Below are 24,752 nucleotides of genomic sequence, written 5' to 3' on the forward strand. Positions count from 1 at the left end.
GCGCGCCTACTCCGCCGCCTGGTTTTCGCGCAGCGCACGCGGCAGCGGGAAGAACACGCCCTCCTCGGCCGCGGAAACGGTTTCGACGCTGACGTCATAGCGCCCGGCGAAGGCGTCGATGATTTCCTCGACCAGGATTTCCGGCGCCGAAGCGCCGGCGGTGATGCCAAGCCGCGCGATGTTACCGAAGGCGTTCCAGTCGATATCGGCGGCGCGCTGCACCAAAGCGGCATGGGCGCAGCCGGCACGCTCGGCGACTTCGCGCAGGCGCTGCGAGTTCGATGAGTTCGGCGCGCCGACCACGATCATGGCATCGACGATGGGCGCGACGCGCTGCACCGCTTCCTGCCGGTTAGTGGTGGCGTAGCAGATGTCTTCCTTGTGCGGGCCGACAATGGCGGGGAAGCGCTGCTTGAGCCGCTCGACGATCGCGGCGGTGTCCTGCACAGACAAGGTCGTCTGCGTCACATAAGCGAGCGCAGCGGCATCGCGCGGTGTAAAGCGGTCGGCGTCGTCGAGCGTTTCGATGAGCGACACGGCGCCGGGGGGGAGCTGGCCCATGGTGCCGATCACCTCGGGGTGGCCGGCATGGCCGATCAGCACGATCTCGCGGCCGCGGCGGAAGTGGATCTCGGCCTCGCGGTGCACCTTGGTGACCAGGGGGCAGGTGGCGTCGAGCGCGAACAGGTTGCGCCCCGCCGCCTCGTCCGGCACCGATTTCGGCACGCCGTGGGCGGAGAAGATCACCGGCGCCCTGGTGCCTTCCGGCACTTCGGCGAGTTCCTCGACGAAAATGGCACCCTTGGCGCGCAGGCTCTCGACCACATAGCGGTTGTGGACGATCTCGTGCCGGACATAGACCGGCGGCCCGTAGATTTTCAGCGCCTGCTCGACCGAATCGATGGCCCGGACGACGCCTGCGCAGAAGCCGCGCGGGGAACACAACAGGACCTTCAAGGGCGGCTTGGCGGCGCCCGCGATCCCGTCCGTTCTGCCCTCAAGCGCCATCGAAACCTCGAAAAACACCGGCATTTACCGCCGGTTCGCCCACCCGACATGGGGTTGGCCGGCCATTCCTGTCAAGCCGGAACGGTTGCGCCTTTCCCGCCATGCCCCTATATTCCGGCCACTTCCCGATCATCGCCGATGATCTTTTGTTCCGGCCCGTAAGAATTTGCGGGCGGAGCGCTTGAGGAGATTTGCCTAATGGCCAGCGCAGCCCCCCTGATGCCCAAAGCCACCGCCGTGTGGCTCCTGGACAATACCGCGCTGTCGTTCGACCAGATCGCGGAATTCTGCAAACTGCACCCGCTCGAGGTCAAAGCCATCGCCGACGGCGACTCGGCGCAGGGCATCAAGGGCCTCGACCCGGTCGCCACCGGCCAGCTCACCCGCGAGCAGATCGCCGCCGCCGAAGCCGACCCGTCGGCCTCGCTCAAGCTGGTCGATCCCAAGGTGCCGCTGACCGGCACCGCCAGCGGCGGCAAGAAGGGCCCGCGCTATACGCCGGTGTCGCGCCGCCAGGACCGCCCGAACGCCATCCTGTGGCTGGTGCGCAACCACCCCGAACTCAAGGACGCGCAGATCATGCGCCTGGTCGGCACCACCAAGACGACCATCGCCGCGATCCGCGACCGCACGCACTGGAACGCCGCCAACCTCGCGCCGATGGACCCGGTGACTTTGGGCCTGACGTCGCAGATCGAACTCGACATGGAAGTCGCGCGCGCCAACAAGGAAAAGCCGCTGCCCGCCGCATCCGGCGCAACTTTGCTGCCGGCCGCCGAAACGACGCGCAAGGAAGCCGAAGTCGCGGCCGCCGCGGCCGAGGAAAAGGAAAAGTCCGGCGACGTGGACGTGTCCGCCGTGTTCGCCAAGCTCAAGCAGATCGGCGGCAAGGCCGAGCGCGACGAGGACGGAGAGTAGTCGTTCGCGTTACATCGTCATCCGAATGACAAACGGCCGGGGCGAAAGCTCCGGCCGTTTGGTTTTCAGTTTGCGTACCGGCGTTCGGGCCTGGATTCGATTGTCAAACAGCGATCTTTGACAGACGCGCGACATCGCCCCTGTTCTTTACGGCGCGGGGGCGCCGGAGTTCCTCTTCTTCCCTCGCGACCAGGCGAGGGGCGCGGAGCGCCGCAAGGCGCGTCCGTCTTCTTTCGTGCCGCACGCCTTACAGCGTGCGGGCGCCTCGCGGCGCTCCACGTCGCGGCTTTTCTGTCCCCGGGGCCGCGCTTCCGACATGCCGGCCAGCGATCGGACCGCCCTTTTCCGGAGCGCGGGCAGACCTCCAGCGGGCTTTCGCCCGCCTTCACCGGCATGCCGACTAGCCATTGAAGGCAGGAGCCCATAGTGGCTCCGGTCGGCTGCCCGAGGCCTCCCGAGTGCGTGGCTGCGAACCACGCCCGCGGGCGCCGCGGCCGGCCCCGCCTCAGGATCGCCTCTAGAAGCGCCCCTCGATGGACCAGCCTAGCCATAAATTCATAGGATTATGGTCTTTTTAAGGCGACGCGCGTCGAGGCGGCCAGGCGCTGGCCGCGCGAGCGGCGGCCCGTCCCCGACGCACCCGGACTCATCCGGACTTTGTCAGGACTTGCGGAGAAACTCGGTGCGCAGCACCAGGCCCTTCACCTTGTCGGTGCGGCCTTCGATCTCGTCCTCGTTACCGTTGAAGCGAATGTTCTTGATCACGGTGCCGCGCTTGATGACGGTGGACGAACCCTTCAGCTTCAAGTCCTTGATGACGGTAACGGTATCGCCCTCATTGAGCTGCGTGCCGTTTGAATCCTTGACGACGATGTCCATGGGTGAAGTCCTTTGGAATGAGATGTGATGGTGCGGAATGCTGCGCGCTTTTGCGCGATGGGACGGCGGGATGTCAAATGGCGGGAGGCGGCGGGACCGGTATGGCCGTAGGCCCGACTACCTCGCCGTCATGGCCGGGCTTGTCCCGGCCATCCACGCCTTTACGGCCTTTAGATCAACGTGTCGTACAGGTCATTCCACTCCGGGTTCATCCCGTGGATGAGCCGAACCTTCCACGCGCGCGGCCAATGCTTTGATCGTTTTCTCGCGCTGGATGGCGTCACGGATATCGTCGAAGCGCTCGCAGTAGACGAGCATCTTTAGGCCATAACGCTTCGTAAAACCCCTCACCACACCTTCTCGATGCTCATGGGCACGCTTGGCAAGGTCGCTGGTCACCCCGGCATAGAGAATGCCGTTCGGCCTGTTTGTCATAAAATAGACCCAGCCACCTGACATGCTTTATTTAAGCAAGACGTGGATGGCCGGGACAAGCCCGGCCATGACGGGGAAAAGGATTAGCTCCATGACGCACGTCAGGAAAGGGCAACTGACCGCCATCAAGGAATGGCGCAAGCATTTGCGCGAGTGGAAGCAGGTCTTCTGGAAAGCCGAGCGCAAGGAAGCGCAACGGCAGGCAAGACGAGAAGCCAGCGAAATGACAAAAGCCCGGCCACCGCGCCGGGCTTTTGATTTTGGTGCCTGGCCTCACGCCCCATTCCGTCATGGCCGGGCAAAGCTCCGTTCCCTCAGTAATACGCTTCGTGCTGGCCTCTCGCGCCCGTCATGGCCGGGCTTGTCCCGGCCATCCACGTCTTTCTGACTTCAAATCAACGTATCGTACAGATCGTCCCACGCCGGGTTCATCGCGTGAATGAGCCGCACCTTCCACGCACGGGGCCAGTGTTTGATCGTCTTCTCGCGCTGGATGGCATCGCGGATATCGTCGAAGCGCTCGTAATAGACGAGGCGCTTGAGGCCGTAGCGCGTGGTGAAGCCTTTCACGACGCCTTGGCGATGCTCATAGACGCGCTTGGCGATGTCGCTGGTCACCCCGGCGTACAGAATGCCGTGGGGCTTGTTTGTGATGAAATAGACGCAGCCGCCAGACATGCCTTATTTAAGCAAGACGTGGATGGCCGGGACAAGCCCGGCCATGACGAGTTTATATCGACCTCGCGCTTCCACCGCACGCTCGGAAAAAACTACGTCCCCACCCCGTGCCCCTTCAACGCCTCGCCGATCTCGCCGAGGATCGCCGGATCGTCGATGGTCGCGGGCATGGTCCACTGATCGCCGTCGGCGATTTTCTTCATGGTGCCGCGCAGGATTTTGCCTGAGCGCGTCTTGGGCAGGCGCTGCACGGTGACCACCAGCTTGAACGCCGCCACCGGGCCGATCTTGTCGCGCACGAGCTGCACGATCTCCTGCTCGATGGTCGCCGGGTCGCGGTTGACGCCGGCCTTGAGCACGATGAAGCCGCAGGGCACTTCGCCTTTCAACGAGTCGCGCACGCCGAGCACGGCGCATTCGGCGACATCCTTGTGCGAGGCCAGAACTTCCTCCATGCCGCCGGTCGAAAGCCGGTGGCCGGCGACATTGATGATATCGTCGGTGCGGCCCATGACGAAGACATAGCCGTCGTCGTCCTTGTAGCCGGCGTCCGCCGTTTTGTAGTAGCCGGGGAACTCGGCGAGATAGGATTCCCGGAAGCGCTCGTCGTTCTGCCACAAGGTGGGAAACGCGCCGGGCGGCATCGGCAGCTTGATGACGATGGAGCCGATCTTGCCCGCCGGCACCGGATGGCAGGCCTCATCCACCACATCGACCTGATAACCCGGCATCGGCACGCAGGCCGAACCGTGCTTCACCGGCAGAAGGCCGAGGCCGACCGGATTGCCGGCGATGCACCAGCCGGTCTCGGTCTGCCACCAGTGATCGACCACCGGCACGCCGAGCACCTCTTCCGCCCATTCGATGGTCGGCGGATCGGCGCGCTCGCCGGCGAGGAACAAGGTGCGGAATTTCTTGAGCTCGTATTGCTTGAGCAGCTTGGCGTCCGGGTCTTCCTTGCGGATGGCGCGGAAGGCGGTCGGCGCCGTGAACAACGCCACGGCGTTGTGATCGGAGATGACGCGCCAGAACGCGCCGGCATCCGGGGTGCCGACCGGCTTGCCTTCGTACATCACCGAGGTCGCGCCGTGCAGGAGCGGGCCGTAAACGATATAGGAATGGCCGACCACCCAGCCGATGTCGGAGGCGCACCACCACACCTCGCCGGGATCGATGTTGTAGAGATTCTTCATCGACCATTTCAGCGCGACCATGTGGCCGCCATTGTCGCGCACCACGCCTTTCGGGATGCCGGTCGTGCCCGAGGTGTAGAGAATGTAGAGCGGGTCGGTCGCCTTCACCGGCACACAGTCCGAGGTCTTGGCGTAATGGACCGCGTTCTCCCAGGTCTTGCGCCAGTCGTGATCGCGGCCTTCGATGAGCCGCGCCTCGCATTGCGGGCGCTGCAGGATCATGCAGGTGTCGGGCTTGTGCGTTGAGAGGTTGATCGCCTCATCCAGCAAGGGTTTGTAGGCGATGACGCGCTGCCCCTCGATGCCGCAACTCGCCGACAGGATGAGCTTCGGCTTGGAATCGTCGATGCGGGTGGCGAGCTCCTTCGGCGCGAAGCCGCCGAACACCACCGAATGCACGGCGCCGATGCGCGCGCAGGCGAGCATGGCGAACACGGCCTCCGGCACCATCGGCATGTAGATGATGACGGTGTCGCCCTTGCGGATGCCGAAATCGTTGAGGATCGCACCGAGAATCTGCACCTCGGACAGCATGCGGCCGTAGGTGTAGGTGATCTTCTGGCCGGTGACCGGGGAATCGTAGATCAGCGCCGCCTGCTGGCCGCGGCCGGCTTCGACATGGCGGTCGAGCGCGTTGTAGCAGGTGTTGCAGACGCCATCGGGAAACCAGCGGCCATAGACGCCCTGCGCGCCGTCGAACACGGTCTTCGGCTTTTCGATCCAGTCGATGGCCTCGGCGGCCTCGCGCCAGAAGCCCTCCGGATCGGTGCGCCACTGGGCATAGGTCTGGTGATAGCGGCTTGTGGCAGCGTCCATGGCAGTTTCCCCTCTTTGCCGTGCATTGTGTCCCGCCGGGTATGCTGAAACAAGGCTGGCGGATATCCGGTTGATTGCGTAGGGAAAAAGTTGGAGAGAAACGCCGGCCGTGACCGTCATCACCGACCCCCTTTTCTACGCGCTTGCGATACCGGCGGTAATCGCGCTCGGCCTGTCGAAGGGCGGCTTTGCCGGCATGGGGCAAATGGCGACGCCGATGCTGGCCATCATCATGCCGCCGCTGGAAGCCGCCGCCATCCTGCTGCCGATCATGCTGGTGCAGGACGCCAATGCGGTGTGGGTCTATCGCAAGGACTGGAGCGGGCGCATCGTCGCCATCTTCGTGTCCGGCTCGCTGATCGGCATCGGCATTGCCTGGTGGCTGGCGTCCTATATCTCGGACGCCGCGGTGCGCCTCCTGATCGGCGGCTTCACCATCGCCTTCGTCGCCTATTCCCTTATCGGCATGCTGCGGGTGCCGCGCGAGCCCGGGCGACCGGGCATTGGCGCCGGCGTGTTCTGGGGCGCGCTGTCGGGCTTCACCTCGACCATCTGCCAGGCCGGCAGCCCGCCTTATCAAATGTATGCGCTGCGGATGCGGCTGGCGAAGATGACCTTTGTCGGCACCACGGCCTTCACCTTCGCGCTGATCAACGCCATCAAGGTCGTCCCCTATTTCGCGCTCGGCAATTTCTCGACCAAGAGCCTCGGCACCTCGCTGGTGCTGCTGCCGCTGGCGATGGCGGCGAACTGGCTCGGCTTCTGGCTGGTCAAGGTGACGCCGCAGGAGCGCTTCTACCGCATCATGCTGGTGGTCATGCTGGTGCTGGCGCTGGAACTCACCCGCGAGGGTGTGGTGGAGTTGTGGCTTCCTTGATTGCGGCACGGCGGCCTCGTAACCTCCCGCCATTGAGGGGAAACGACCAATGGCGAAAACGCCCTACGACACCGATCTCGACCGCAACCCGGCCAATCATCAGCCGCTGACCCCGCTCGGTTTTCTCGAGCGCGCCGCCAGCGTATTCCCGGACCGCACCGCCATCATTCATGGCGCGCTGCGGCGGAGCTATGCGGACTTCTATGCGCGCTCGCGGCGGCTGGCCTCGGCGCTGGCGAAGCGCGGCATCAAGCGCGGCGACACAGTCAGCGTGATGCTCGCCAATACGCCGGCCATGCTGGAGGCGCATTACGGCGTGCCGATGTGCCAGGGCGTGCTCAACACGCTGAACACGCGGCTCGACGCGGCGATCATCGCCTTCTCGCTCGATCACGCCGAAACCAAGGTGCTGATCACCGACCGCGAATATTCCAGGACGGTCAAGGAAGCGCTGGCCCTCGCTAAGGTGAAGCCGCTGATCATCGATTACGACGACCCGGAGTATTCAGGCCAAGGTTCCGATAGAGGCGAGCGGCTCGGCGAGATGGAGTACGAGGATTTCATTGCGCAGGGCGATCCGGATTTCGCATGGGCAATGCCCGACGACGAATGGGACGCCATTACGCTCAACTACACGAGCGGCACCACCGGCGACCCGAAGGGCGTGGTCTATCATCATCGCGGCGCGCATCTGCTCGCGGTCGGCAATGTCGTCACCTGCGCGATGGGCAAGCATCCGGTCTATCTGTGGACGCTGCCGATGTTCCACTGCAATGGCTGGTGCTTCCCGTGGTCGATCTCGGTGGTGGCCGGCACCCATGTCTGCCTGCGCTATGTACGCGCGGCGGCGATGTATGACGCCATCGCGAATTATAAAGTGACGCATCTGTGCGGCGCGCCGATCGTGATGGCGACCTTGCTCAACGCGTCGGAGGCCGAGAAGAAACCGCTGCCGCATGTGGTCGAGTTCTTTACCGCCGCGGCGCCGCCGCCCGAAGCGGTGCTCGCGGCGATGAAGGACGCCGGCTTCAATGTCACCCATCTCTACGGCCTCACCGAATGCTATGGGCCGTCGGTGGTGAACGACTGGCACAGCGAATGGGACGCCCTGCCCGCCGCGGATCAGGCGGCGAAAAAGGCGCGCCAGGGCGTGCGCTATGGCGCGCTGGAAGCGCTCGACGTCCTCGATCCGGAGACCATGCAGCCGGTGCCGCGCGACGGCGCGACCATGGGCGAAGTGATGATGCGCGGCAATGTGGTGATGAAGGGCTATCTGAAGAACCGCAAATCGACCGACGCCGCATTCGAAGGCGGCTGGTTCCACACCGGCGATCTCGGCGTCATGCACCCCGATGGCTATATCCAGCTCAAGGACCGCAGTAAGGACATCATCATCTCCGGCGGCGAGAACATCTCATCGATCGAAGTCGAGGACGCGCTGTACAAGCATCCGGCGGTGATGGCGGTCGCGGTGGTCGCCAAGCAGGATGACAAATGGGGCGAGACGCCCTGCGCCTTTATCGAACTCAAACCCGGCGCGACGGCCAGCGTCGAGGACCTCACCGCGTGGTGCAAGAAGCACCTTGCCGGCTACAAGGTGCCGCGCCATTTTGTCTTCGCGGAAATCCCGAAGACCAGCACGGGGAAGATTCAAAAGTTCAGGCTGCGAGAGATGACGAAGGGGGTGTAGAAATCCAAATGATTCTGATCAGAAAACCGACGCCGCCTCATATAACTCTTGAAATATCGCCTCATCGTCAAACGCTTTTGCAGCTATTGCAAACGATGCCAAGCCACGGAAGAAGTAGTTTTTGGCATCCTCAGCTTGTCCCGCCACCCTAAGATAGCCAAGCATTCCGTTCAAATCGTAGGCAGGCGGATGACCACCATACATATCCATAATCTGCGGCGACGCAGCATGAACATATCCAGAATAGGCCTTAGCCAATATCTTTCCTGCGGCGTTACCGCGTGACTCCTCGTCGCCAATAATCGAGTTTACATATGCACGTATTTTGGCCCGTGGAATCATGCCTCGACTAGAATGAGACCCATAAATATCTTCCGGGTCTTCAAACTCTTCCGCGTAAAAATATTCAAGATATTTCTTATGACGCTCGGTTATCTCGTTACGAATGACGCCAAATGAGAGAAACAAGACATCTTCTTCGATTTCGTCGAGCACTCTTTGAATTACGCCCTGCTCTTGAAATAGCCCCCGGTCAATTAAAGCAACAATCGCATAAAGTCCGCTTACAGTACGAGCAAGCTTCTGAATAATAGCTTGGTGCGGAGTCTTCTCTGAATAACGAAACACAAATCCGTCTTTCCACGGCATCCGCTTTGGAGCAGGAATTTTTCCTTCAAGACGTCGAAAAACACGCTCCAGCAATTTTGCTGTCTTCAAAAAATCTTGCCGAATGTCAGTCGATCTCATCTCTACACCCCGGAAATGAGGCGGGAGGCCTTGCTTCCCCCTACTGCCCGAACGGGCGCCCGCCTCTGTCATTCTCCATCACATTGAGCATGCGCTGGTAGCCGCGCGTGCCCTTGTTGGCCTGTTCGTTAGCGAGGCGCTTGCGGCAATCGTCGTACTCCGCCGAACCGGGCTTGAGGCCGGACGCCTGGCAATTCGCGTCATGGGCGGCGACCTGCTCCTGCGCGGCCGCCTCCAGGTTCGCTCTCCGCGTCTCATCGTATTGGGCGCAGCCGACAAGAGACGTCAGGGCCACGAGCGCCGCCAAAAACCGCATCGCACATCTCCTTGCGCTACACTTCGCGCCGGGACACCTTACCGCGTCATCGGGGTGAAGTGATAGTTGACGCCCATCGTCATCAGGTGCTGGTGCGATTTGATGGTGTTCGGCGTCACTGCGGCGGCGACGGCCGGAACATCGAACGCCACCGAGCGCGAACCGAAGTCGATATACTTGTAGTCAAGGTTCACCGACCAGCGCGCATTGAGCGAATGCTCGAGACCGCCGCCCACGGTCCAGCCCCAGTCGGTCACGGTTTCGCCATCAATGGCGCCGCCGGCCGCCACCGAATTGAGCGTGTAGTTGACGCGCGCCACCGCGGCGCCCGCCCGGCCGTAGAGCATGCTGCGGCCGAAAGCGTAACCGAGCCGGCCGGTGACCGTGCCGAGCGGCAGCACGGTGTTCTCGCACTGGAAGCCGGCATTGTTGGATGGCGTCAGCAGACCGAAGCAGGTGTCGGCGCCTTCAAGCCGCGCGAACGAGCCCGACAGTTCCGCGCCGGCGACGAACTGGCCGAACTGCGCGTTGTAGCCGAGTTGCGCGCCTCCCAGCGCGCCGGCCATCTTCACGCGATCACCGGTCGGCGGCGTCGGATAAGGGTCGCTCCAGTCGAACCTGCCGACGCCCGCGCCAAGATGACCGCCGGCATAGAAGCCGGTCCAGTCGACGCGCGGCTCACGCTCATCGGCCGCGAAGCCGTGCGCTTCCGTGCCGCCGATCTTGTATGAGGCCTGCAGGAAGCCGCCGTAGCGGTCGGCGGTGTATTTGAGCGGCGCGGCGCCACCCCGTGGAAACTGAGACGAGCCGTCGAGCGTGGCAAAGTACCAGTAGCGGCCGCCGACGCCGACGCTGAAACGCGGCGTCACGGCATAAGACAACAGCGCCTCGATCTGCGCGCCCCAGCCGCTACCATTCTCCGGGCCCGGGTTGATGTCGGCGCGCGCCCAGTGATTGTCGACACCGGCGCGGTCGAGGTAAGGCAGATAGGCGGCATCGACTTCCAGCTTCCAGCGCGGCGCGAGATTCATGCGGCTGTTCACGCCGATGGCAACGCCGCGCCAGGTTTCCGTCTCGGTCAGCGCCGCGTTGGTCGTCGGTATCGCACCGGCCGCATCGCAGATGTTGCCTTGCGCCACCTGGGCGCAGCCGAAGCCGCGGGCGCGCTGGTAGAAATAACGATAGCCGACGTAAGGACCGAGATCGCCCGCGGCGCCATCGATAAGTTTGTAACCGAGATCGAGACTGCCGTAGCGCATGCTCGAGTCGCGGATCGTGTGGATCGTGTCGGAGTACGGCGTGGTGTCCGGCGGCATGTCCTCGTCGTACAGCGTTCCGCTTGTGATCGAGCCGATGCCAAGATTGCCCTTGATGAAAACGCGGCTGTCGTGATCGAGGCGGACGAAGGCCTCGGCCGACTGACTGAGCAAACCGCTGTAAATCAGGCGCGAGTTGACCTGCCCGGGCACGGTGCTGGAGAACAAGTCCTGCTGCGACTTGCCGTTGCTATAGAAGTAACGCAACCCCGCTTCCATCACCCAGCCGCTCGATACCATCGGCGAAGAGGAGAACAGCGATGCGGAGTGGCTGGCCCGAACATCCTCGCCAAGCTTGTAGTTGAGACCGAACTTGACGAGATGGATATCCTGGCCGATCGCGACGTTCGATGTGCCGGTGGCGCCGGATAGCGCGACGGTCTTCTCGCCGAACTGCACAAAGTTGTATTCAACCTTGCCTGAGAAGGCGGGCGTGAAGGCGTATTCGAGGCCGGAACCGAGCACATAGCCGGTGCGCTTGCTCGATCCCGAAAGTTCGGGCGTTCCGCTCGAGCGATAGGCGTCGTGCGTTTCGGTGCCAAAGGCGGCGCCGGCAAGGCCGTAGAGCAGGAAATTGCCGTAAGTCAGGCCGAGCCGTCCGGTCGCCGTGTACAGGCTGTTCATCCGGCTGTGACAGACGTAGCTGTCAGTCGCCGCGCTGGTTGCGCACTTGGCATAGCCGTCGAGATTAGCCCAGCTCGCCGCCAGTTCGGCGCCGACGACCCAAGGACCGAACTGCGCATTGTAGCCGAGCTGCCCGCCGAGGATCGATCCGTCGGCGGTGCCGGAGCCAGCGAAGGTCTGCGTCGAAAAGGCATTGAGGACGCCGTCGGCGGAATTCCAGTCGGTGGTGCCGAATGCGCCACCGGCATGGACGCCGACGTAGAGGCCCGTCCAGTTATGAGAGGACGCAACGCCGGATCCCGCCCAGGGCGAGCGCTCGAACGGCGAACGCTCGCCGAGCTTGGTGTTCAAGCCGATCTTGACCAGATGGATCTGCTGCGAAAGCCCAACATCGATGTTGTTGCCTTCGTTGCCGCTGAATGGAATGTCGCCGGTGAATTTGAGGAAGTCATACTCGACCTTGGCCGACAGCGACGGCGTCAGCGCATATTCGAGGCCGCCGCCCACGATCCAGCCGCCGCGCCATGCCTTGCCGACCAGCGTTTCGGTCTGGCCGGCGCCGGGTGTCGGCGTCATCTTCAGATGTTCATGCAGCAGCGCGCCGCCGGCCTTACCGTAGGCCAGAAGTCGGCCGAAGGTGTAGCCGCCCCGCAGTGCCAGCGTGCCAAGGCCGTCGATCGCGCTATCGCAAAGGTAGATACCGTTGGCGCATCGTGCCGTGCCGTCGATATCGGCGAGCGTCGCCTCGGCTTCGACGCCGACGACCCAGCGGCCCCACTGGCGATTGTAGCCGGCCTGGAAGCCGTTCACGATTCCGCCGGCGGTGAAGGCGCCCGGAAATTCCGCGCCGGTGCCGGTAGCGCTCTTCCACTGATTGTCGGAGGCCGCGTTACCGATATGCGTGCCGGCATAAAAGCCGGTCCAATCCCAGGCTGGCGCCTCGGCAGCCGACGACGACAAAATTCCAGCAACAAAAAAGCCGGCGATAAAGGCGCCGGCCTTCACTTCCACTTTCACCGAAGCCCCCGAATTCCCAACTCGCCCGAGCTGTCCCATGCTCGGCAGTACGGCGACCATATTGTCCGATGGACTTGTCCGAAGCAATTGCGTTCGAGCAACACCCCGCCCAAGAATGCGCGGTGGAACTTTACCAACGCAGCGACTATGAAGAGCGGAAGGGAGAGAAACCCATGTCCGACATCCTCGTCACCGACCAAGGTCCGGTTCGCGTCATTCGCATGAACCGGCTGGACAAGAAGAACGCGCTGACGCTGCCGATGTACGAAGCGATGGCGGAAGCGATCGCCGGCACCGCGCACAACGCCGATATCCGCTGCCTGATGATCGCTGGCGGGCCGGACGTGTTCTGCGCCGGTAACGATATCGGCGACTTCATGAAGGCGGCGCAGGGTTCAGGCGGGCTCGGCCAGCCGATCCTCGATTTCCTCCATGCGCTGGTCCGCTGCGAAAAGCCGGTGGTCGCGGCGGTGAACGGCAACGCCGTCGGCGTCGGTACGACCATGCTCCTGCATTGCGACTATGTTGTCGCCGGCACCAGTGTGCGCCTGCTCACGCCTTTCGTCGGGCTCGGCCTTGTGCCGGAAGCGGCCTCAAGCCTGGTGGCGCCGCGGCTGATGGGCCACGCCCGCGCCTTCGCACTATTAGTGATGGGCCAGCCACTGCATGCGCAGGAGGCCCGAGAAGCCGGTATCGTCAATGACGTGGTCGAGCCGGCCGAAACCGACGCGACGGCGCTGGCCGCGGCGCAAAAGATCGCAGCTTTGCCGGCGCAAGGCGTGCTGATGTCGCGGCGCTTGATGCGCGGCTCAGTTGACGAGATCGTCAAGCGCATCGACGAGGAAGCCGATGCCTTCAAGCTGCGCCTCAAGTCGCAGGAGGCGCAGGCCGCCTTCATGGCGTTCATGACGCGGAAGAAGTAGCGCATTGTTAGCGCGAACGCGGCCACGCGCTCGTCATGCCCGGCTTTATGCCGGGCATCCACGTCTTAGCAACACCCAAAAACGTGGATGGCCGGGACAAGCCCGGCCATGACGGAATTTTAATTTCCTCGATCAAGCAGCGACCCAGCCGCTACTTGCCCATCAGATAATTCGGCTGAAAGTACTGGCTCGGGCTGAAGTTCTGGTTGGCGCTGCCCGACGGCCCGAAGAAAATGCGCGGGCCGGTGTCCAGGGTGCGCTTGTCGCCGTCCTTGGAGGGCTTCTTGTTCGGGTCGTTGTAGTTGAGGTCGGTCCAGCCATTGGCCGGCCCATTGCCCGCACCGCTGTAATTCTCAAGGGTCAGCGCCACCGCCGGATGGTCGGCGAGCATCACGAAAGCCGCCGCGGCGGCTCCGGCAAGCGCTAACAATACGGTCTGGCGACGTGTCATGACGGCCCCTCAAATCGCCCGCCGAATTTACCCCAAATAATGTCCTCGGCAAGGCACGCCACGCCGATGGCGGTACCGCCTGGATTCTTGTTCTGTCGCGTTTCCGGACGGCGAACCGGTTTCCATTTCGCCTGAAAACGCTCCAAAGCAAAACCGCCGGCGCTGTCGGCAGCGAGCCGGCGGTTCAACTTATCAGGATAGCCGCACGCCCGCGCCGGGCGCCGCACCCTTGGAGTTTTCAGTCGGGCTAATGGAGACTGTGTGGCGCGTTATGCCGCAGCCTTTCGATCTCGTCCTTGACCAGGAGCTTTTTGCGTTTGAGTTCCACCACCTGGAGATCGTCGACAGCGGGGTGGGCTTGGCAATCGTGAATTTGTTGTTCGAGGGCCTTATGCTTCTTTTCGAGTTCCGCAAGATGCGATTGCATCGACATGTCAGATGTCTCCTCAATCCTTGGTTCTTCGATCAGGTTTTTCAGTGCAGCAAGGCTTTCTGTCTTTGATATGGCACTCCGATTGGCCACAATAAATTTAAGTCTAACGCGAGCGGATCACAAGCGCGACCGGCGGCGGCGGTTAAGGGTTCCTCAAGCCTGAGCGAGCCCCTTGATCGACCGGTGTTTTTTCGCACCGCTTGTGCCGCTCTGTGGAAAACGTGATAATTTATGTCGCACCGCGCTGCAGAATACCTCTCATGGAAAGCGCTTCCCTCCGCGGCCGCTGTGAACGACCAGTCCCATGAATGACAATGACGAGACCGCGCTGCGCGCCCTGCTCGCCCGCCTGGAGCAGGAGCATCGCGATCTTGACGCCGCGATTACCGCCCTGGCGGTATCGCCGGGGTCCGACCTGATCCAGGTGCAGCGGCTGAAGAAGCGCAAGCTCATCCTGCGCGACAAGATCAGGCAGATCGAGGATCAGATCACGCCGGATATCATTGCATGAAGCGACAGGCCTGAGAGTGCCGTCATACCCCGCGAAAGCGGGGTATCCAGCGCTACATCCAACAGTGGATTCGGTGACTACTGGATCGCCCGCCTTCGCGGGCGATGACGAGCCGGAGGCGGCCTACCCGCGCTTCGACTTCTTGCGCGCATACATGGCGCGGTCGGCTTCCGCAATCAGTTCTGCCGCGGTGATACCGGCCCGCAGGGCCACGCCGCCGGCACTGGCGCCGACCGACAGGTTGGCCCCGCTATATTCGATCCGGGCCTGGGCAATGATGGCCTCCAGATCGAGCGCCTTGGCTGCCACGAGGTTCTGGTCGGCATTCCACATCAGGACGCAGAACTCATCGCCGCCGAGCCGGGCCACCACGTCCGAGGCGCGCACGCGCGACACCAAGGTCGCGGCCACCGCCTTGAGCAGCGCATCGCCGGCGGTATGCCCGTAAATGTCATTGATCGGCTTGAAGCCGTCGAGATCGATGAAGATCAGCCCTGCCCGCGTACCGTAGCGTGCGAAATAGGCAAGCGAGCGGGTCAGCTCGCGCTCGAAGCCGCGGCGGTTGAGCACATCGAGCAGCGGATCGACATCGGCGCGGGCCTCCAGTTCGGCAATCCGTTCCTGGGCATGCACGAGGTCGCGCCTGAGCCGGCGGACTTCCTCCAGGAGTTCCTGGGGAGGCGCATCCGGCCTGTCTTCCGTCACGGCTCGCTGGGGCTTTGCTGCGGGCACGCTGTCCTTCGCCGGCTGTCGATGGAAACGGACAGAATCACTTGCCGTCAGCATAGCGGCAGCGGGGCCGAACGCCACGGGAAGACCGACCGTTTCGCCTTGCCAGCAGGGGTTCAAAACCTATAATCCGCCGCTTTCCTGCGCCGGGGGTGGCGCATCCGGGGAGCGAAATCTTGCCTAAAAACGTGGCCAAGCCGATCGCCGTGATCATGGGCAGTCAATCCGACTGGGCCACGATGAAACACGCCACGGACACGCTCGATGCCCTCAAGATCGGCTACGAGGCCTTGATCGTCTCGGCGCACCGCACCCCGAAGCGGCTCTACGACTTTGCCCATTCGGCCCGCGACAACGGTTTCAAGGTGGTGATCGCCGGCGCCGGCGGCGCCGCGCATCTGCCCGGCATGACGGCCTCGATGACGCCGCTGCCCGTGCTCGGCGTGCCGATGAACACCCACGCGCTGGAGGGCAAGGATTCGCTGCTGTCGATCCTGCAAATGCCGGGCGGCATTCCGGTCGGCACCCTGGCGATCGGCAAGGCCGGCGCCATCAACGCGGCACTGCTGGCCGCTGCCATTCTGGCGCTGTCGGACGACAGGATCGCCAAGCGGCTCGATGCGTGGCGGGCGAAGCAAACGAGTTCGGTGAAGAAGAAGCCGAAGGATTAATGCTGAAACCCGGCTCCACCATTGGCATTCTCGGCGGCGGCCAGCTCGGCCGCATGCTGGCGCTTGCTGCGGCGCGGCTCGGCCTGCATTGCCATATCTATTCGCCGGAAAAAGACTCCGGCGCGTTCGAGGTAGCCAAAGCTCACACCTGCGCGGCCTATGAAGACGAGGCCGCGCTGGCCAAGTTCGCAGCTTCGGTCGATGTCATCACCTACGAATTCGAAAACATTCCGGCGCGCACCGCCGAAGTGCTGGGCAAGCGAAAGCCGGTGCATCCCAATCCGAAGGTGCTGGAAACGACGCAGGATCGCCTGATCGAAAAGAATTTCATCTCGGCGCTGAAGATTCCGGTCGCGCCCTATGCGCCGGTGCATTCGGCGGCGCAGCTCGCCGCCGGTATCGAGAAAGTCGGCCTGCCCGCGGTGCTGAAAACCACCACCATGGGCTATGACGGCAAGGGTCAGGTCAAGATCATGCCGGGCGGCGACGCCAATGCGGCGTGGCGCTCGCTCAAGAACAAGCCCTGCGTGCTCGAGGGCTTCGTCAAATTCCAGCGCGAGGTGTCGGTGATCGCCGCGCGCTCGGCCGACGGCCGCGTCGAGTGCTTCGAGGTGACCGAGAACGATCACCAGAACCACATTCTCAAGACCTCGACCGTGCCCGCCAAGGTCACCGAAGACACTGCGAAGGAAGCCGAGAAGATCGCCACCCGCATCGCCAAGGCGCTGGACTATGTCGGCGTGCTCGGCGTCGAGATGTTCGTCGTCAAGGTCAAGGGCAAGCAGGCGCTGATGGTCAACGAGATCGCGCCGCGCGTCCATAATTCCGGACACTGGACGCTCGATGGCGCGACCGTCTCGCAGTTCGAGCAGCACATCCGCGCCGTCGCCGGCTGGCCGCTGGCCAAACCGCTGCGGCTCGGCCGCAAGGTTGAGATGACCAACCTGATCGGTGACGAGGTGCATGACCTCGCGCCCTGGCTGGCCCTGCCCGGTACGTCGATCCACCTCTACGGCAAGCCGGATGCCCGACCGGGGCGCAAGATGGGCCACGTGACCCGGGTCTGGCCGGCGAAGTAGGGCCGGTTCCGGCTCGGGCGGAGGCCGTCTGAAGGCCAAATTCGGCGTTTCTGGCCCTCTGGCGGCCAAAAACGCCCGCCTTATATGAGAAAAACGGCTCGCGGGGCGCAAAACCGCCAATTTGGCGCGTTTTGTTGGACTCGGGGTCGCAGGCCTGCTATAGGCACCCGACTCGAAAGCCCTGCGATTACGCGGTTTTCGACCCGAAATTCGAACACGACCGACATCTGCCAATCTGGCATCAGCTAAGGAGCAAGCGTGCAAGTTCTCGTTCGCGACAACAACGTCGATCAGGCCCTCAAGGCGCTCAAGAAGAAGATGCAGCGTGAGGGGATCTTCCGCGAGATGAAGCTTCGCGGCCACTACGAAAAGCCGTCCGAGAAGAAGGCCCGCGAAAAGGCCGAAGCCGTGCGCCGCGCCCGCAAGCTCGCGCGCAAGAAGATGCAGCGCGAAGGCCTGCTGCCGATGAAGCCGAAGCCCGTGATGGGCGGTCCGGGTGGCCGTGGCGGCGAAGGCCGTGGCGCCGGTGCCGGCGGCCGTGGCGGCGCGCCGCGCTTCTGATCTGGAAGCGCTTCTGACGGTATTCCCGCGACGCTGACATTCGGCGAATCACGGGCTAATCTGACCGACATGTATTCGACGCGGGCGTTCGCAAGAACGCCCGCGTTTTATTTTGGCGACGCCGGCACGCGGAGGAATCAAGATGGCCAGCAAACCCTGGACGCTCGGGTCCATTCGCGACATGAACCTGCAACTCGAGGCCGCCTGCCTCGAGCCGGATTGCGGCTGGACCGCGGCCTATGACGTCAACAGGATGATCGCCGAATTCGGCGCCGACTGCGAATTGCCGACCGGCCAGGGCGGCCTTGCCTGCGAGCATTGCGGCGCGCCGGTCGATTTCGGCCTCGTCGCGATCAAGAAAAGCGCCTGAGCGCGTCCAGGCCTTCACGATAGGTCGGATAACGTAACAACACGCCGAGCACCGATTTGAGGCGATCGTTCCGCACGCGCCGGCAATCGGCATAGAAGCTGACCGCCATCGGCGACATCGACTGCCGCGCGACCTCAAACGGAATGGCGGGCGGCGGCGACACACCGAGCAGCTTCGCCGCATAGACAATCGGATCGCCGGGCGGCGTCGGCTCGTCATCGCAGACATTGAAGATACCACCGACACGGCGCGCGAACGACGCTTCAATCGCCTGCGCGATATCGGCGACATGGATGCGGTTGAACACCTGCCCCGGCTTGTCGATGATGCGCGCGGTGCCGGCCCGTACATTGTCGAGTGCGCTGCGGCCGGGACCGTAAATGCCGGCAAGCCGCAGGATCGTCACCACCGCGCCGCTGCGCGCGCCGAAATCGAGCCACGCCTGCTCGGCCTCGTAGCGTCGCCGCGTGCGGCCGTCCTTGGCGCGGCATTCGCTGCTTTCATCGACCCAGGCGCCGTCGTAATTGCCGTAGACGCCGAGCGTCGAGAGATAGACCACATCGCGGACGCGGCCCGCCTTGATCAGCGCTTCGCCGCAGCAGCCGAGCACCGGATCGCCCGCCTCCCCCGGCGGCGCGGAGATGAGCAGCGCATCGGCTTGAGCGATGGCTTCCATCAGCGCCGGTGAAGCGGCGCTGCCATCGAAAGACAGAACCTTGATATGCGCGGGCGTTGCCGCATCGAGCGCAGCGGCGCGGGCGGGATCGCGCACGGTCGCGGTGACTTGGCTCCAGTGCGCCGCATCAAGCGCGAGATAATGCGAGGCGGAAAAGCCGAGGCCGAAGATGAGCAGATTCATGGCGACACCGCCTTGGTTTCAATCCACACGCGGCAGGCCGGCGAGAAACTGCCGCACGGCCGCCAGCGTGCCGATATCGTCGCTATAGACATGGTCGGCTTCGGCGAAGCGCACCATGCGCTTGGGCTCATTCGCCAGCGCAAAGAGCCGCTCGCCGAAACGAATGGGTATTACCCGGTCCTTGACGCCATGCATGACCAGCAGCGGCGCGCGGACATTGCCGATGCGACGGTCCGAATGAAAGCTGTCACGCAACAGCCAGCGCACCGGCAGATAAGGAAAGGCGGCGGCGGCAATGTCCACGGTCGACGTGTAAGGCGCTTCGAGGATCAGGCCGCCGACCGGATGGGTGGCCGCGATAGCGACCGCGACGCCGCTGCCGAGCGAATAACCCCACGGTACGATGCGCTGAGGAGCATAGCGCGACGCGGCAAAGCGATAGGCCGCCTCGGCATCGGCGATCAGCCCTGCTTCGCTCGGGCTGCCCGTCGAGCCGGCATAGCCGCGAAACGACAGCGCGATCAGCCCGGTGCCGTCTTCGACAATGCCGCTGAAGCGCGGCACGCGCCAGGCCAGCACCTCGCCATTGCCATGAAAGAACAGGACCACCGGCTTGCCGTCGCGTGGCGGCACGTGCCAGGCGATGGCCTTCTCGCCATCTGCCGTTTCGAGTGTGATTTCCTGCGCTTGTGGGAATCCCGCCGCCGCAGGAGCAATTCGCCCGGTCTGCGGCGCGGGATACATCACGGCGCGCTGCATCAGATAGACTGCAGCCACCAGGCCGGCATAACCGACTATGACTACGATCGCCGACCATTTGAGAATGGCCATCTGGATCTCGCTTGGCGATCGCCGGCCTACATCGCCGGAACTACATCGCCTTGACGATGCTCTCCGTCATCTTCTTGGCGTCGCCGAGCAGCATCATGGTGTTGTCGCGGTAGAACAGCGGATTGTCGATGCCGGCATAGCCCGAGGCGAGCGAGCGCTTGATGAACATCACGGTGCCGGCCTTCCAGACCTGAAGGACAGGCATGCCATAAATCGGCGAGGTCTTGTCTTCTTCCGCCGCCGGGTTGGTGACGTCGTTGGCGCCGATGACGAAGGCGATATCGGCCTGCGCGAACTCAGAGTTGATATCCTCGAGCTCGAACACCTCGTCATAGGGCACATTGGCCTCGGCGAGCAGCACGTTCATGTGGCCGGGCATGCGGCCGGCGACCGGGTGAATAGCGTACTTCACCTCGACGCCTTCGGCCTTGAGCTTGTCGGCCATTTCCTTGAGCGCGTGCTGCGCCTGCGCCACCGCCATGCCGTAGCCCGGCACGATGATGACCTTCTGCGCGTTCTTCATGATGTAGGCAGCGTCGTCCGCCGAACCGAGCTTGACCGGACGTTGCTCGCCGCCACCGCCACCCGCCGCCGCGGTCTCGCCGCCGAAGCCGCCGAGGATGACCGAGATGAACGAACGGTTCATCGCGTGGCACATGATGTAGGACAGGATCGCGCCCGAGGAGCCGACCAGCGCGCCGGTGATGATCAGCGCCGAGTTGCCGAGCGTGAAGCCGATGCCGGCGGCGGCCCAGCCCGAATAGGAGTTGAGCATCGAGATCACGACCGGCATGTCGGCGCCGCCGATCGGGATGATCATCAGGACGCCGAGCGCCAGCGCCAGGATCGTGATGAGCCAGAAGTCGATCTGGCTCTGAGACTGCACCAGCCCGTAGATGAAAAACACCAGCGCCAGCGCCAGCACGATGTTGATGATGTGGCGTGCCGGCAGCATGATCGGCGCGCCCGACATGCGGCCCGACAGCTTGAGGAACGCGATCACCGAGCCGGTGAAGGTCAGCGCGCCAATGGCGACACCGAGCGCCATTTCGACGAGGCTCGCCTTGTGGATGGCGCCGCGCGTGCCGATGTCGAAGGCGGCCGGCGCGTAATAGGCGCCGGCGGCGACCAGCACCGCGGCCATGCCGACCAGCGAGTGGAAGGCGGCGACCAGTTCCGGCATCGAGGTCATCGGCACCTTGCGCGCGATCACCGCGCCGATGGCGCCACCGATGGCGATGCCGCCGATCACCAGCGCCCAGGACGTGGCGCTGGCCGGCGGATGCGCGGCCAAGGTCGTCAGCACAGCGATGGTCATGCCGACCATGCCGAACATATTGCCGCGGCGCGATGAATCGGGGCTCGACAGGCCGCGTAGCGCCAGGATGAACAGCACACCGGCGACGAGGTAGAGCAAGGCGGCTAGGTTGGCGCTCATGGCGTCATTACTCTCCCGTCATCACTTCTTTTTCTTCTGGTACATCGCGAGCATGCGCGAGGTGACCAGGAAGCCGCCGAAAATATTGATCGACGCGAAAATCAACGCCACGAAGCCGAAGGCGCGCGCCCAGAGCGGGCCGTTATCGTCCACGACCAACGGCACGCCTACCGCGAGCAGCGCGCCGACGACGATGACGGAGGAAATGGCGTTCGTGACCGACATCAGCGGCGTATGCAGCGCCGGGGTCACCGACCAGACCACGTAGTAGCCGACGAACACGGCGAGAACGAAAATCGAGAGGCGGAAGACAAAGGGGTCAACCGCGGCTGCAATGTCGTGCATGGATGCCCCCTTAGGCCGCCGTCTTCGGCATGAAATTCGGATGCACGACGGCGCCGTCGCGCGTCAGCATGGTCGCCTTGATCAGCTCGTCGTCCCAGTTGATGGCGAGCTTCTTCTCCTTCTTGTCGATCATGGTGTCGATGAAGGTGAGAAGGTTCTTGGCGTAAAGCGCCGAAGCCGAGGCCGCGAGACGGCCCGGCACATTGAGATGGCCGACGATCTTGGCGGGACCGACCTGCACCACCTGCCCCGGCACCGCGCCCTCGACATTGCCGCCGCGCTCGACCGCGAGATCAACGATGACCGAACCCGGCTTCATCGAGGCCACCATCTCGGCGCTGACCAGCTTCGGCGCCGGACGGCCCGGGATCAGCGCGGTGGTGATGACGATGTCCTGCTTCTTGATGTGCTCGGCGACCAGGGCGGCCTGCTTGGCCTGATACTCTTTCGACATTTCCTTGGCGTAGCCGCCGGCGGTCTGCGCGTTCTTGAATTCCTCGTCCTCAACGGCGAGGAATTTGGCGCCGAGACTTTCCACCTGCTCCTTGGTGGCGGGGCGCACGTCAGTCGCGGTAACGACGGCGCCAAGGCGGCGCGCGGTGGCGATCGCCTGCAGACCGGCGACACCGACACCCATGACGAAGACGCGCGCCGCCGGCACGGTGCCGGCCGCGGTCATCATCATCGGCATGGCGCGGCCGTAGGTCTCCGCGCCGTCGATCACGGCGCGATAGCCGGCAAGGTTGGCCTGGCTCGACAGCACGTCCATCGACTGCGCGCGGGTGATGCGCGGCATCAATTCCATAGCGAAGGTGGTCAGCCCAGCATCGGCCATCGCTTTCAGCGCGGCGTCGTTGCCGTAAGGATCCATGATGGCGATGACAATGGCGCCCTTCTTGTAGGACGCGATCTCGCCGGCCGAGGGCCGCCGAACCTTCAGGATCATGTCGGCATCGCCGCCGACCGCGTCGGCGATCGTCGCGCCGGCCGCTTCGTATTCGGCATCGGGATAACCGGAGGCGTTGCCGGCGCCGCGCGCGGCCACCACCTCGGCGCCCAGCGCCTTGAATTTCTTGACGGTCTCGGGGCTCGCCGCGACACGCGGCTCATTGGCCTCGGTTTCCCGTGCAACCGCAATACGCATCCGATAGCCTCCGCTCGCCCAGCCGAAGGCCCAGGGTCCCGAAACGGCCCCAGCCCCTACCCGGGCAGATTATGCGCTAATGAGACAGGGCGGTGAAGCCGAAGATCAGGAAGCTGAGGATAAACGCCACATAGCTCGGCGTCTTCGAGCCCGAGCCGAGCGCCACGACCAGGCCGATGATCGCGATCAGGAAGACCGGGATCGCCGTCAACCAGTGGCCAAGCACGCCGCCGACCGTGAGCCCCAGCAGCAGATTGATGACGTGGATAGTCCCGTCAAATGCATATTTGACGAAGCTTTCGTAGGTCTGCTCATGCACCGGGTAATCGTTGCCGGTCGCGGTGGCGTATTCGACGGGCCCGTGGTCGGCCATGGTGGGGAGTCTCCGTTCGCTTTCCCTAGCGCCACAGGGGTTAGCGCAATCGCGGCCACAGGGCAACGGGCGAACCGCGACGAACGGGCCCTTAAACGACCGCGAGTCCGGCGGTCTCGAGCGCAACCGCCTGGCGGGCCGCGACGTCGCCGACCGAGAAATTCTCGATTGCCGCGTTGAACAGGCGATAAAAATTCAGCTCCGCGGCCAGATGGAGAAAGACCGCCCCCAGGCCGATGGCGGCGCGGTCCATGAAGACGAATTCGCGCGGTACCTGCACCGGCCCAAGTTTTTTCAGGGCCTGATGGACCTGGAAGGCCTGCCTGCGGCCGTAGTCCGAGGGCTTTACGCCGTCGGCGATGGAGCGGACGCGGTCGTCGAGCAGCGGGCCGTAGATGAACCGCGCCCAGATATTCAGGGTATCGATCAGCTCGCGGGTCAGGCGGCGGAAGCCCCAGGTCTCGTAGGCCTTGACCACCCGCGCCTCGTCATCGTGCAGCAGCCCCTGATAAAGATCGACCACGCCGCCGACGAAGCTGGGCGGAAAGATGCGGATGCAGCCGTAGTCCATGAGATTGATGCCGGCCGGCGCACCGCCCTCCGCAAAGACCGAGTAATTGCCGAGATGCGGATCGCCGTGAATGACGCCGAAACGGCTGAACGGAAACCACCAGGCGGTGAACATCGCCGTGGCGAGACGGTTTCGGACCTCGAGGCTGTCCTCCTTATGCGACAGCATCTTCGTGCCCTCCATCCAGTCCATGGTCAGGAGTCGCCCGGTCGATAATTCCGGCCAGACATTCGGCACGCGGATCAGCGGCTCGTCGCGCAGCATATGCCGATAGAGTGCGACGTGTTTGGCCTCGCGCGCGTAGTCCAGTTCTTCGCGCAGGCGCGCGCCGATCTCGACCGCGATCTGGTCGGTATCGATCGCCGGCTCGAAGCGCTTGCGCAGCGAGAATAGAAGGTTGAGCTGCTGCAGGTCGGCTTCGACCGCCGACTGCATATCGGGATACTGGAGCTTGCAGGCAAGCTGCGGGCCGTCGAGGGCTTCCGCGCGATGCACCTGGCCGAGCGAGGCGGCCGCGGCCGGGTGGTGCTCGAACGACTTGAACTTTGCCTGCCAGTCGGGGCCGAGTTCGGAGGACATCCGCCGCTTCACAAACGCCCAGCCCATCGGCGGCGCCTGGCTCTGCAGCTTCATCAGCTCGCTGGCGTATTCCGGCGGCACTGCGTCGGGGATGGTGGCAAGCAATTGCGCCACCTTCATCAATGGCCCCTTCAGGCTGCCGAGCGCTGTAGCGAGCGCCTCGGCGTTACCCGCGCGATCGCCCTGCGCGCCGAGGAACCTTTGCCCCGCCATGCGCGCGGCGACGCCACCGACGCGGGTGCCGACCTTGGCATAGCGCGCGGCGCGGGCGGAAAAGCGGTTTCGTTCGGAGTCGTCGGGAATATCGGCGGCCATGATGTCAATCTAGTACGCGACGGGCCCAATAAAAGATCACGCAGTGTCGCGTGGC

28 protein-coding genes are annotated in these 24,752 nt (G+C 63.8%); 10 read left to right on the plus strand and 18 right to left on the minus strand.

Annotated features, from left to right (window positions below):
- Positions 1–6 precede the first annotated feature (6 nt).
- Positions 7–1,008 (minus strand): 4-hydroxy-3-methylbut-2-enyl diphosphate reductase, encoded by a 1,002-nt coding sequence (gene ispH / locus E8Q40_RS18650; RefSeq protein WP_137046820.1) that lies wholly within the window; start codon positions 1,006–1,008, stop codon positions 7–9.
- A 198-nt stretch (positions 1,009–1,206) separates the two neighbouring features.
- Between ispH and E8Q40_RS18655 the strand changes: the two genes are divergently transcribed.
- Positions 1,207–1,926 carry a DUF1013 domain-containing protein gene (locus E8Q40_RS18655; protein WP_137045949.1) on the plus strand — a complete coding sequence of 240 codons (720 nt, stop codon included), beginning with the start codon at positions 1,207–1,209 and terminating at the stop codon, positions 1,924–1,926.
- Positions 1,927–2,586: 660 nt separating this feature from the next.
- On the opposite strand, the gene E8Q40_RS18660 is transcribed toward E8Q40_RS18655, so the two are convergent.
- Both E8Q40_RS18660 and E8Q40_RS18665 read right to left on the minus strand, forming a co-directional pair.
- Positions 2,587–2,805, minus strand: coding sequence for an alkylphosphonate utilization protein (locus tag E8Q40_RS18660; protein WP_137045950.1), 219 nt, complete (start codon positions 2,803–2,805; stop codon positions 2,587–2,589).
- A 192-nt stretch (positions 2,806–2,997) separates the two neighbouring features.
- A complete protein-coding gene (locus E8Q40_RS18665) occupies positions 2,998–3,264 on the minus strand; it encodes a GIY-YIG nuclease family protein (protein WP_370455207.1) in 267 nt (88 codons plus the stop codon).
- A gap of 67 nt (positions 3,265–3,331) precedes the next feature.
- Between E8Q40_RS18665 and E8Q40_RS18670 the strand changes: the two genes are divergently transcribed.
- Entirely contained in the window at positions 3,332–3,628 is a 297-nt protein-coding gene (locus tag E8Q40_RS18670) for a hypothetical protein (protein ID WP_137045951.1), read from the plus strand.
- Positions 3,629–3,630: 2 nt separating this feature from the next.
- On the opposite strand, the gene E8Q40_RS18675 is transcribed toward E8Q40_RS18670, so the two are convergent.
- Both E8Q40_RS18675 and E8Q40_RS18680 read right to left on the minus strand, forming a co-directional pair.
- Entirely contained in the window at positions 3,631–3,918 is a 288-nt protein-coding gene (locus E8Q40_RS18675; RefSeq protein ID WP_137045952.1) for a GIY-YIG nuclease family protein, read from the minus strand.
- 92 nt (positions 3,919–4,010) lie between these two features.
- Entirely contained in the window at positions 4,011–5,927 is a 1,917-nt protein-coding gene (locus E8Q40_RS18680) for a propionyl-CoA synthetase (protein WP_137045953.1), read from the minus strand.
- A gap of 109 nt (positions 5,928–6,036) precedes the next feature.
- On the opposite strand from E8Q40_RS18680, the gene E8Q40_RS18685 reads away from it, so the two are divergent.
- Complete coding sequence (locus tag E8Q40_RS18685) at positions 6,037–6,804, plus strand: sulfite exporter TauE/SafE family protein (protein ID WP_137045954.1); 768 nt, start codon at positions 6,037–6,039, stop codon at positions 6,802–6,804.
- A gap of 49 nt (positions 6,805–6,853) precedes the next feature.
- Positions 6,854–8,494, plus strand: a complete 1,641-nt coding sequence (locus tag E8Q40_RS18690) for an acyl-CoA synthetase (RefSeq protein WP_137045955.1) — start codon at positions 6,854–6,856, stop codon at positions 8,492–8,494.
- A gap of 18 nt (positions 8,495–8,512) precedes the next feature.
- Here the strand turns inward: E8Q40_RS18690 and E8Q40_RS18695 are convergent, their stop codons facing one another.
- From E8Q40_RS18695 to E8Q40_RS18705, 3 genes are read right to left on the minus strand one after another with little or no spacing between them, the layout of a single operon-like run.
- Positions 8,513–9,241: a hypothetical protein gene (locus E8Q40_RS18695; protein WP_137045956.1), complete on the minus strand. Its 729-nt coding sequence runs from the start codon at positions 9,239–9,241 to the stop codon at positions 8,513–8,515.
- 40 nt (positions 9,242–9,281) lie between these two features.
- Complete coding sequence (locus E8Q40_RS18700) at positions 9,282–9,557, minus strand: hypothetical protein (RefSeq protein WP_137045957.1); 276 nt, start codon at positions 9,555–9,557, stop codon at positions 9,282–9,284.
- A 38-nt stretch (positions 9,558–9,595) separates the two neighbouring features.
- Complete coding sequence (locus E8Q40_RS18705) at positions 9,596–12,514, minus strand: outer membrane protein (RefSeq protein WP_168197909.1); 2,919 nt, start codon at positions 12,512–12,514, stop codon at positions 9,596–9,598.
- A 173-nt stretch (positions 12,515–12,687) separates the two neighbouring features.
- On the opposite strand from E8Q40_RS18705, the gene E8Q40_RS18710 reads away from it, so the two are divergent.
- Positions 12,688–13,437, plus strand: a complete 750-nt coding sequence (locus E8Q40_RS18710; RefSeq protein ID WP_137045959.1) for a crotonase/enoyl-CoA hydratase family protein — start codon at positions 12,688–12,690, stop codon at positions 13,435–13,437.
- Between the two features lie 151 nt (positions 13,438–13,588).
- On the opposite strand, the gene E8Q40_RS18715 is transcribed toward E8Q40_RS18710, so the two are convergent.
- Together E8Q40_RS18715 and E8Q40_RS18720 are read right to left on the minus strand one after the other, a co-directional pair.
- Entirely contained in the window at positions 13,589–13,888 is a 300-nt protein-coding gene (locus E8Q40_RS18715; protein ID WP_137045960.1) for a hypothetical protein, read from the minus strand.
- A 247-nt stretch (positions 13,889–14,135) separates the two neighbouring features.
- A complete protein-coding gene (locus E8Q40_RS18720) occupies positions 14,136–14,321 on the minus strand; it encodes a YdcH family protein (protein ID WP_137045961.1) in 186 nt (61 codons plus the stop codon).
- 304 nt (positions 14,322–14,625) lie between these two features.
- Between E8Q40_RS18720 and E8Q40_RS18725 the strand changes: the two genes are divergently transcribed.
- Positions 14,626–14,832 carry a YdcH family protein gene (locus E8Q40_RS18725; RefSeq protein WP_137045962.1) on the plus strand — a complete coding sequence of 69 codons (207 nt, stop codon included), beginning with the start codon at positions 14,626–14,628 and terminating at the stop codon, positions 14,830–14,832.
- Positions 14,833–14,955: 123 nt separating this feature from the next.
- On the opposite strand, the gene E8Q40_RS18730 is transcribed toward E8Q40_RS18725, so the two are convergent.
- Positions 14,956–15,564 (minus strand): GGDEF domain-containing protein, encoded by a 609-nt coding sequence (locus tag E8Q40_RS18730; protein ID WP_168197910.1) that lies wholly within the window; start codon positions 15,562–15,564, stop codon positions 14,956–14,958.
- 209 nt (positions 15,565–15,773) lie between these two features.
- Between E8Q40_RS18730 and purE the strand changes: the two genes are divergently transcribed.
- The 4 genes from purE to E8Q40_RS18750 all read left to right on the plus strand — a co-directional run bounded on the left by purE (position 15,774) and on the right by E8Q40_RS18750 (position 18,242).
- Positions 15,774–16,232 carry a 5-(carboxyamino)imidazole ribonucleotide mutase gene (gene purE, locus E8Q40_RS18735; RefSeq protein ID WP_137046821.1) on the plus strand — a complete coding sequence of 153 codons (459 nt, stop codon included), beginning with the start codon at positions 15,774–15,776 and terminating at the stop codon, positions 16,230–16,232.
- Positions 16,232–17,311, plus strand: coding sequence for a 5-(carboxyamino)imidazole ribonucleotide synthase (locus E8Q40_RS18740; RefSeq protein WP_137045964.1), 1,080 nt, complete (start codon positions 16,232–16,234; stop codon positions 17,309–17,311). Before purE ends, E8Q40_RS18740 begins: the two co-directional genes overlap by 1 nt.
- A 258-nt stretch (positions 17,312–17,569) precedes the next feature.
- On the plus strand, positions 17,570–17,872 hold the full coding sequence (gene rpsU, locus E8Q40_RS18745) for a 30S ribosomal protein S21 (RefSeq protein WP_137045965.1): 303 nt from the start codon (positions 17,570–17,572) through the stop codon (positions 17,870–17,872).
- 142 nt (positions 17,873–18,014) lie between these two features.
- Positions 18,015–18,242: a hypothetical protein gene (locus E8Q40_RS18750; RefSeq protein ID WP_137045966.1), complete on the plus strand. Its 228-nt coding sequence runs from the start codon at positions 18,015–18,017 to the stop codon at positions 18,240–18,242.
- Here E8Q40_RS18750 and E8Q40_RS18755 read toward each other — a convergent pair.
- From E8Q40_RS18755 to E8Q40_RS18785, 7 genes are all read right to left on the minus strand, one after another.
- Positions 18,226–19,101, minus strand: coding sequence for an SDR family oxidoreductase (locus tag E8Q40_RS18755; RefSeq protein ID WP_137045967.1), 876 nt, complete (start codon positions 19,099–19,101; stop codon positions 18,226–18,228). The genes E8Q40_RS18750 and E8Q40_RS18755 overlap by 17 nt on opposite strands.
- Positions 19,102–19,119: 18 nt before the next feature.
- The gene (locus E8Q40_RS18760) at positions 19,120–19,932 is read right to left on the minus strand and encodes an alpha/beta hydrolase (RefSeq protein WP_137045968.1); all 813 of its coding nucleotides are present in this window, start codon (positions 19,930–19,932) and stop codon (positions 19,120–19,122) included.
- 40 nt (positions 19,933–19,972) lie between these two features.
- Complete coding sequence (locus E8Q40_RS18765; RefSeq protein WP_137045969.1) at positions 19,973–21,370, minus strand: NAD(P)(+) transhydrogenase (Re/Si-specific) subunit beta; 1,398 nt, start codon at positions 21,368–21,370, stop codon at positions 19,973–19,975.
- A gap of 21 nt (positions 21,371–21,391) precedes the next feature.
- Positions 21,392–21,715, minus strand: coding sequence for a proton-translocating transhydrogenase family protein (locus tag E8Q40_RS18770; protein WP_137045970.1), 324 nt, complete (start codon positions 21,713–21,715; stop codon positions 21,392–21,394).
- Positions 21,716–21,725: 10 nt separating this feature from the next.
- Positions 21,726–22,859 carry a Re/Si-specific NAD(P)(+) transhydrogenase subunit alpha gene (locus tag E8Q40_RS18775; protein WP_137045971.1) on the minus strand — a complete coding sequence of 378 codons (1,134 nt, stop codon included), beginning with the start codon at positions 22,857–22,859 and terminating at the stop codon, positions 21,726–21,728.
- Between the two features lie 76 nt (positions 22,860–22,935).
- Positions 22,936–23,232 (minus strand): aa3-type cytochrome c oxidase subunit IV, encoded by a 297-nt coding sequence (locus E8Q40_RS18780; RefSeq protein ID WP_137045972.1) that lies wholly within the window; start codon positions 23,230–23,232, stop codon positions 22,936–22,938.
- 91 nt (positions 23,233–23,323) lie between these two features.
- Entirely contained in the window at positions 23,324–24,697 is a 1,374-nt protein-coding gene (locus E8Q40_RS18785) for an AarF/ABC1/UbiB kinase family protein (protein ID WP_137045973.1), read from the minus strand.
- Positions 24,698–24,752 lie beyond the last annotated feature (55 nt).

This window comes from Pseudolabrys sp. FHR47, from assembly GCF_005153485.1.
Classification (GTDB): domain Bacteria; phylum Pseudomonadota; class Alphaproteobacteria; order Rhizobiales; family Xanthobacteraceae; genus Pseudolabrys.

Excerpts from the sequence above, each read along its gene's own strand:
- E8Q40_RS18760 (WP_137045968.1), bottom strand. The coding sequence starts at position 19,932 with ATGGCCATTCTCAAATGGTCGGCGATCGTAGTCATAGTCGGTTATGCC.
- ispH (WP_137046820.1), bottom strand. The coding sequence starts at position 1,008 with ATGGCGCTTGAGGGCAGAACGGACGGGATCGCGGGCGCCGCCAAGCCG.
- E8Q40_RS18670 (WP_137045951.1), top strand. The coding sequence starts at position 3,332 with ATGACGCACGTCAGGAAAGGGCAACTGACCGCCATCAAGGAATGGCGC.
- E8Q40_RS18740 (WP_137045964.1), top strand. The coding sequence starts at position 16,232 with ATGCTGAAACCCGGCTCCACCATTGGCATTCTCGGCGGCGGCCAGCTC.
- E8Q40_RS18720 (WP_137045961.1), bottom strand. The coding sequence starts at position 14,321 with ATGTCGATGCAATCGCATCTTGCGGAACTCGAAAAGAAGCATAAGGCC.
- E8Q40_RS18765 (WP_137045969.1), bottom strand. The coding sequence starts at position 21,370 with ATGAGCGCCAACCTAGCCGCCTTGCTCTACCTCGTCGCCGGTGTGCTG.
- E8Q40_RS18775 (WP_137045971.1), bottom strand. The coding sequence starts at position 22,859 with ATGCGTATTGCGGTTGCACGGGAAACCGAGGCCAATGAGCCGCGTGTC.
- purE (WP_137046821.1), top strand. The coding sequence starts at position 15,774 with ATGGGCAGTCAATCCGACTGGGCCACGATGAAACACGCCACGGACACG.
- E8Q40_RS18665 (WP_370455207.1), bottom strand. The coding sequence starts at position 3,264 with ATGTCAGGTGGCTGGGTCTATTTTATGACAAACAGGCCGAACGGCATT.
- E8Q40_RS18785 (WP_137045973.1), bottom strand. The coding sequence starts at position 24,697 with ATGGCCGCCGATATTCCCGACGACTCCGAACGAAACCGCTTTTCCGCC.
- E8Q40_RS18700 (WP_137045957.1), bottom strand. The coding sequence starts at position 9,557 with ATGCGGTTTTTGGCGGCGCTCGTGGCCCTGACGTCTCTTGTCGGCTGC.
- E8Q40_RS18680 (WP_137045953.1), bottom strand. The coding sequence starts at position 5,927 with ATGGACGCTGCCACAAGCCGCTATCACCAGACCTATGCCCAGTGGCGC.
- E8Q40_RS18695 (WP_137045956.1), bottom strand. The coding sequence starts at position 9,241 with ATGAGATCGACTGACATTCGGCAAGATTTTTTGAAGACAGCAAAATTG.
- E8Q40_RS18725 (WP_137045962.1), top strand. The coding sequence starts at position 14,626 with ATGAATGACAATGACGAGACCGCGCTGCGCGCCCTGCTCGCCCGCCTG.
- E8Q40_RS18780 (WP_137045972.1), bottom strand. The coding sequence starts at position 23,232 with ATGGCCGACCACGGGCCCGTCGAATACGCCACCGCGACCGGCAACGAT.
- E8Q40_RS18655 (WP_137045949.1), top strand. The coding sequence starts at position 1,207 with ATGGCCAGCGCAGCCCCCCTGATGCCCAAAGCCACCGCCGTGTGGCTC.
- E8Q40_RS18755 (WP_137045967.1), bottom strand. The coding sequence starts at position 19,101 with ATGAATCTGCTCATCTTCGGCCTCGGCTTTTCCGCCTCGCATTATCTC.
- E8Q40_RS18715 (WP_137045960.1), bottom strand. The coding sequence starts at position 13,888 with ATGACACGTCGCCAGACCGTATTGTTAGCGCTTGCCGGAGCCGCCGCG.
- E8Q40_RS18675 (WP_137045952.1), bottom strand. The coding sequence starts at position 3,918 with ATGTCTGGCGGCTGCGTCTATTTCATCACAAACAAGCCCCACGGCATT.
- E8Q40_RS18770 (WP_137045970.1), bottom strand. The coding sequence starts at position 21,715 with ATGCACGACATTGCAGCCGCGGTTGACCCCTTTGTCTTCCGCCTCTCG.
- E8Q40_RS18660 (WP_137045950.1), bottom strand. The coding sequence starts at position 2,805 with ATGGACATCGTCGTCAAGGATTCAAACGGCACGCAGCTCAATGAGGGC.
- E8Q40_RS18690 (WP_137045955.1), top strand. The coding sequence starts at position 6,854 with ATGGCGAAAACGCCCTACGACACCGATCTCGACCGCAACCCGGCCAAT.
- E8Q40_RS18750 (WP_137045966.1), top strand. The coding sequence starts at position 18,015 with ATGGCCAGCAAACCCTGGACGCTCGGGTCCATTCGCGACATGAACCTG.
- E8Q40_RS18710 (WP_137045959.1), top strand. The coding sequence starts at position 12,688 with ATGTCCGACATCCTCGTCACCGACCAAGGTCCGGTTCGCGTCATTCGC.